Origin of the sequence: Lamprobacter sp., assembly GCF_034860625.1 — a bacterium.
Lineage (GTDB): Bacteria > Pseudomonadota > Gammaproteobacteria > Chromatiales > Chromatiaceae > Lamprobacter.
Genome location: NZ_JAYESN010000277.1, coordinates 1 through 3,659 on the forward strand (window position 1 = coordinate 1; position 3,659 = coordinate 3,659).

Consider the following 3,659-nt stretch of genomic DNA (forward strand, 5'->3'; position numbering starts at 1 on the left):
AGTTGCGAACGGTTAATCAATGGACGAGAGCAGATCAGTGTAAACGATCGCGGCGCGTGTTCACAGGGGTCTCGGCGACTCAAGGCCCTCGCGCGAGGGCTTTGTCGGCATCAGTAATCATAGCAAAAACAGTGTGCTGTAAAGGTCTGCTTGACCCACTGAATGAGCTGTTATTGCCGTGAGTCTTCCACGAAAAGGCCGATAACCAGTGTGCACTTGGGGGCTTGGGTCGAGTCGTTGTTGGGTTACCATAGGCCCCTACATAAAGTTGACGACTGAAGAGGGTCTTTAGCCATGGTTTCACTCGAAACGCCGGTCTGCGACTTTGGTCAGAAGGCGCCTGACTTTGCGCTTCCAGGGGTCGATGGTCGGACCTGGCGGCGCGATGACTGTGTGGGGCCCAACGGCCTCTTGGTCATGTTCATCTGCAACCACTGTCCGTATGTGAAGGCGGTTCGCGAGCGACTGGTGCGCGATACGCGCGAACTGATGACCCTCGGGGTCGGCAGCGTCGCCATCATGGCGAACGACCCAGCGGACTATCCGGAAGATGCGTTCGAGAACATGAAGGCGGTTGCGCTCGAGTACGATTTCCCGTTTCCCTATCTCATCGATGAGAGTCAGCAGGTTGCCAAGACCTTCGGAGCGATCTGTACGCCGGATTTCTTTGGCTATAACGCTGCGCTCGAGCTGCAGTATCGAGGCCGGCTCGACGAAAGTCGCAAGGAGACCGCGCCGGAAGGCGTCCGTCGGGATCTGTTCGAGGCGATGAAGCAGGTCGCCGAGACCGGCCGCGGCCCCGAGCATCAGATTCCGAGTGTCGGTTGCTCGATCAAGTGGCGGGATGATTGATCATTGAGTCAGCCGAGGGTCGACGTGCGTGCTGAGGGTTCGGTCGGCCCTGGATAATCTGCATGAGGTATCCCCTCTAAGTATTTCGCTCGGCTTGAGATCCGAGTCATCAAGAGGAGGTTGTGAGGATCTGATGCAGCCGAGAGTACTTGCGTAAAACGCTTCAGTAATCCTTAATATTGGGATCTGGTAACGCAGCTCGACCCTGAATCGAGGCAATTATCTTGGCTAATCGGTCGGGTTTCGGCGAGAATAATCGGCTTATGCCCGCTGTCAGCGGCGGCCTTGCCCAGGCGTTCGGCTGCTCGACCTCATTTGCCATCCAAAAGAATATCCAGGGCATTGACCTCCAGGTTGGCTATCGCCGCTTGGGTTCGGGTCCTTATAGCAACGACGCGCGATCCGCTGCCGTGCAGACGTACTAGCCGCCGCGGCCGCTTCGGTCGAGGCGCGATTGTACGTACACGAATAATTTAGTCACCCGCAAGAAACTTGATCAGGAGGGGCAGATGTCCTCACGCAGAGAACTAGCCAACGCCATCCGTGCGCTTAGCATGGATGCGGTCCAGAAAGCCAACTCTGGACACCCGGGCGCGCCAATGGGCATGGCGGATATCGCCGAAGTGCTGTGGAACGATTACATGCAGCACAATCCGCAGAATCCGAGCTGGCCTGACCGCGACCGCTTCGTGCTCTCGAATGGCCATGGCTCGATGCTGCTCTACTCGTTGCTCCATCTCACCGGTTACGATCTGAGTATCGAGGACATCAAACAGTTCCGCCAGTTGCACTCCAAAACCCCGGGCCATCCCGAGTACGGCTACGCGCCGGGTATCGAGACCACCACCGGTCCGCTGGGTCAGGGCGTCAGCAACGGCGTTGGCATGGCACTGGCCGAGAAGGTGCTGGCTGCGCAGTTCAACAAGCCCGGCCATGAGATCGTCGATCACTTCACCTATGTCTTCCTCGGTGATGGCTGCCTGATGGAAGGCATCTCGCACGAGACCTGCTCGCTGGCTGGCGCGCTCGGCCTAGGCAAGCTGATCGCCTTCTACGACGACAACAACATCTCGATCGACGGAGAGGTGCGCGGCCATGGCGATACCCCAGCCTGGTTCCTCGACGACACGCCGAAGCGCTTCGAGGCCTACAACTGGCATGTGATCCCGAAGGTTGACGGTCATGATGCCGAGGCCGTCAAGGCCGCGATCGAGGAGGCACGGGCGGTCACGGACAAGCCCACCCTGATCTGCTGTCAGACCATCATCGGTTTCGGCTCGCCGAACAAGCAAGGTAAAGAGGAATGTCACGGCGCTGCGCTCGGCGATGACGAGATCGCGCTGACCCGCGAAGCCTTGGGCTGGACGCATGCGCCGTTCGAGATCCCGGAAGCGGTCTACTCAGGCTGGGATGCCAAGACCCGTGGTAGTGCTGCAGAGAGCGCCTGGAACGACAAGTTCGCTGCCTATAAAGCCGCTTTCCCGGCCGAGGCTGCTGAGTTCGAGCGCCGCATGGCGGGCGAACTGCCCGAGGACTTCGACGCCAAGGCGTGGGAGTTCATCAAATCCGTCGACGCGAAAGCCGAGAAGATCGCCACGCGCAAGGCCTCGCAGAATGCGATCAACGGCTTTGCGCCGTTGTTGCCCGAACTGCTTGGCGGCTCCGCCGATCTGGCCGGCTCCAACCTGACGCTCTGGTCCGGCGCCAAGGGCGTCAGCCCGAACGATGCCAGCGGCAACTATGTCTACTACGGCGTGCGTGAGTTCGGCATGTCGGCCATCATGAATGGTGTGACGCTGCATGGCGGCCTCAAGCCGTATGGCGCCACCTTCCTGATGTTCATGGAATACGCCCGTAACGCGGTGCGCATGGCGGCGCTGATGAAGATCAATCCGATCTTCGTCTACACCCATGATTCCATCGGTCTTGGCGAAGACGGCCCAACCCATCAGCCGGTCGAGCAGGTCTCGATCCTGCGTCTGACCCCACGCATGTCGACCTGGCGTCCCTGTGATGCGGTCGAGAGCGCGGTGGCCTGGAAGCTTGCGATCGAGCGCGGCGATGCGCCGACCGCGCTGATCTTCTCGCGCCAAGGTGCGCCGCACATGCAGCGCAGCGAGGAGCAGATGCGCGCGATCGAGAAGGGCGCCTATGTGCTGCGCGACTGCGACGGCACGCCAGACGCCATCATCATCGGTACCGGCACCGAGGTCGAGCTGGCGACGGCGGCGGCTGAGCAGCTGAGCGCCAAGGGCCGCAAGGTTCGGGTCGTCTCGATGCCTTCAATGGATACCTTTGATGCCCAGGACGCGGCCTATAAGGAGTCGGTCCTGCCGGATGCGGTCAAGGCGCGCGTCGCGGTTGAGGCTGGTGTCACCAGCCTGTGGCCGAAGTACGTCGGCATGCACGGCAAGATCATTGGTGTCGACCGCTTTGGCGAGTCCGCTCCAGCACCGGCCATCTACAAGGAATTCGGCGTCACCGCCGAGGCCGTCGCCGAGGCCGTCGACAGCCTGCTCTGAAGCCTACATCGGTCGCCTTGTACAGCGTAGCAGTCCGGCTGACGCTGACAGGGCGAATCGGTATCTCACCTGTTCTTTAGCACTCGTCTACGAGGAGTTCCCCCCATGACACTTAAAGTTGGCATCAACGGCTTTGGTCGTATCGGTCGTATGGCCTTCCGCGCTATCGCGAAGGATTTTCCGGACATGCAGGTCGTCGGCATCAATGACCTGCTCGATCCCGATTACCTGGCCTACATGCTGAAATACGACTCGGTGCACGGCAACTTTGCTGGCGATATCTCC

At 60.2% G+C, this 3,659-nt stretch carries 3 protein-coding genes; all 3 read left to right on the forward strand.

The genetic code is table 11. The features are described 5' to 3' along the window. Nucleotides 1–294 precede the first annotated feature (294 nt). Nucleotides 295–852: a thioredoxin family protein gene (locus tag VBE63_RS26030; RefSeq protein WP_323685909.1), complete on the forward strand. Its 558-nt coding sequence runs from the start codon at nucleotides 295–297 to the stop codon at nucleotides 850–852. A gap of 509 nt (nucleotides 853–1,361) precedes the next feature. Continuing rightward, entirely contained in the window at nucleotides 1,362–3,374 is a 2,013-nt protein-coding gene (gene tkt / locus VBE63_RS26035) for a transketolase (protein WP_323685910.1), read from the forward strand. 105 nt (nucleotides 3,375–3,479) lie between these two features. Further along, nucleotides 3,480–3,659: glyceraldehyde 3-phosphate dehydrogenase NAD-binding domain-containing protein (locus VBE63_RS26040; protein ID WP_323685911.1), on the forward strand; the 180-nt coding region annotated here is incomplete at its 3' end.

What these genes read in the sequence shown, in the direction of transcription:
- tkt (WP_323685910.1), top strand. Translation starts at nt 1,362, where the DNA reads ATGTCCTCACGCAGAGAACTAGCCAACGCCATCCGTGCGCTTAGCATG.
- VBE63_RS26030 (WP_323685909.1), top strand. Translation starts at nt 295, where the DNA reads ATGGTTTCACTCGAAACGCCGGTCTGCGACTTTGGTCAGAAGGCGCCT.